The organism is Okeania sp. SIO2F4 (assembly GCF_010672385.1).
In the GTDB taxonomy this organism is placed as follows: domain Bacteria; phylum Cyanobacteriota; class Cyanobacteriia; order Cyanobacteriales; family Microcoleaceae; genus Trichodesmium.
Genome location: NZ_JAAHGT010001137.1, coordinates 1 through 2,725, shown reverse-complemented (window position 1 = coordinate 2,725; position 2,725 = coordinate 1). Strand labels below are relative to the sequence as shown.

Annotated in this window: 2 protein-coding genes and 1 pseudogene; all 3 read right to left on the bottom strand. The window is 33.0% G+C overall.

Translation table 11 applies throughout. The features are described 5' to 3' along the window. A pseudogene (locus F6K22_RS38015) lies at positions 1-632 on the bottom strand (lyase family protein); the annotation flags it as partial. Between the two features lie 166 nt (positions 633-798). Then, complete coding sequence (locus F6K22_RS38010) at positions 799-1,998, bottom strand: response regulator (RefSeq protein ID WP_293110032.1); 1,200 nt, start codon at positions 1,996-1,998, stop codon at positions 799-801. Between the two features lie 453 nt (positions 1,999-2,451). Beyond that, a partial coding sequence (locus F6K22_RS38005) for a response regulator (RefSeq protein WP_483244194.1) occupies positions 2,452-2,725 on the bottom strand: 274 nt, incomplete at its 5' end.

The following is a 2,725-nucleotide window of genomic DNA, read 5'->3' as shown; positions in this document are numbered from 1 at the left end:
TCTGGCAATGTATGAGTAACACGTTGCAAATTTGCATCTAGTTGCGCCACATATCCGGAAAATTCCTGCCCCAAAGTTAGAGGTACTGCATCTTGTAGGTGAGTACGCCCTATTTTGACAATTTCCTAAAATTCTTCTGATTTCTGTTGGAGTGCATCTCGCATTTTTTTTACTTTTGGCAGTAACTTTTCATGTAATGCGACTGCTGAGGCAATATGCATCGCAGTGGGGAATGTATCGTTAGATGACTGCGACATATTAACGTGGTCGTTAGGATGTATTGGGTTTTTACTTCCCATTTCTCCACCAGCAATTTCGATCGCCCGGTTAGCTATCACTTCATTAACATTCATATTACATTGAGTGCCACTTCCTGTCATCCAGACTCGTAGCGGGAAGTTACCATCTAGTTTCCCGGCAATAATTTCTTCTGCTGCTTGAATGATTAATTTGGTTTTGTCTTCTGGGAGTTTACCCATTTCCTGGTTAGTTTGGGCGACTGCTTTTTTCAGGATAGCAAATGCTTTGATAACTTCTGGTGGAATATAGTCTTGCCCAATAGAGAAGTAGATTAGCGATCGCTGGGTTTGAGCGCCCCAATAACGGTCTGCTCGTACTTCAATCTTTCCCATACTATCGCTTTCGGTTCGCATTTTGGGCGTTGTTGATTCTGTCATTGGTAATTTTTTGATACAGTTTATTGTTCTATTTACCTACATCATCAGCTTTTATCCCACCTACTTAGTTAAATTTTTATTATTGTACATTAAACTCAAAATTATCTGACTCAATATTCAATTAGCGTGCCAAAACCAATGATTGGGATGTGACTAAATTAGTTTTACTTTTAGATTGCTGTTTTTTTGACTTTAAGTATTTTTCTACTATTTCTAAAATTTTCTTTGCATTTGCTGGTTTTCTTAAAAAATCTGTTGCACCTGCCACTTGCGCTCTAACGCGATTTATCCAACTATCTTGGGCAGTATAAATAATAATAGGAGTTTCTTTATAAGCAGGAGCTGTCCGCAAAAAATTACATAGTGCATAACCATTAACATTAGGTATATCTAAATCCATAAATATTAATTCAGGTGGATTTTTAGCCATTAAACCTATTCCCTCCATTGGGTCAGTAATTTTCTCAATTTTATATCCTTTAGGCATAAGAATTTGCTCTAAAAAATTACCTGTTATTGGTGTTGAATCTATACAAGCGATTGGAAGTCTGGAGTGATTTGTGGAAGAGTAAACTAGCTGTAATTGTTCTAAAGGAGAGGGTAAATCTGGTAATGCTCGGACTTCTATTAAACCTTGTTTAAAAAAATGATATAAAGTACGAGTTGTTAAGGCTAAACATTGCTTCTTTTGCACTGCAATATCCCACAAAGTATTTTGACCATTAAATTGATTAGTAATCGCCTCTAAAGATGCTGTAGAGAGACGAGTTTGTAATTTTACAGATTTTTTCACTATTGGAGCTTGTTCTGGGAAAATATCAGTAATGCCCATTTTATCCCAACGTTCCCAGAGTTTTTGTGATCCTTCTAGGATTTGTTTTAATTCTGGTGGAGATAATGCTAAGTTAGCAACAATTTCCGAAGTTAATTTTTGATAGGAATGCCAGTTTAAATTTAACACTGGTTGGCTTGCTAAAGAAAATAAGATTTCATAGCTGCTATTACGAATAATTGCTTTTCCTTCTTCTAAAGTTATTTGCTCTTGCGTAATACCTTGTTTGAGAAGTTGATATTCCCATAATTCTTCATTGGATAATAAACTAGCGTTAAATTTTAGATGCTGACAATATTGACTAATTGCTCGATACCAACGTCTAGTTTGATGTAATCCTCCTGTGGCATATAACATTAGTCCTCGACAAAAGTAAATCTGCCATTGTTGTTCGCCATTATCTATAATTAGTTTGCCTGTTGCTTGTTTCTGGCCTAGTACAGCCAAGGCATTCCATATTTTATTGCACCCCGTATTAGTTACTAGCATATATTACTCATTAACTATATTATTTTATAGTATATAGTTTTTTAAATCATTTGGTGAAACTATATTTTACTTTTTTTTTGTATTAAAAACTCTCTTGTAACTTACAACTCTTAACTGTTGTCTTCTGGAGCTGTTAATTCAAGCATTTTATAGGATATTCACCTTTGAAATTTAACTTCTCTCGTCATAATCTCAACTATTTCTATATTTTCTTTATTTTTTCATTTTTTCTGAGTATAGATTTAATTTTCTAGTCATTATTAATTGAATATAGCAGGATATTAATCTAAGTATATATAATCATCAAATAATTCAAAAAATTACCGAAAAATGAAAAATCAAGGTTTAAAGCCTCTCATTTCAAGGATAAAAAAAATTTCCTTTGAACCAATCCTCTGATTTTTAATAAGAGGTAATTATTAATTATTAATTGTTAATTATTAATTGTTTAAATTAGCTTTCTACAGCCAAACGAGTAAAATTATATCCTCGTTCTAAACTGATAATTTGGGATTTTTTAAACTCTTTAAAACTTACATATTTTTCTACGACTTCCACAACTTTTTCTGGGCTAGAAGATTTACATAGATAATCATTAGCACCTATTAACTTAGCTCTAGTCCTATCAAGAATACCATCTTTAGTCGATAAAAATACAATTGGTGTATCTTTAAACATAGTAGTTTTGCGTAAAAAATCACATATTGTATAACCACTAACTTTAGGC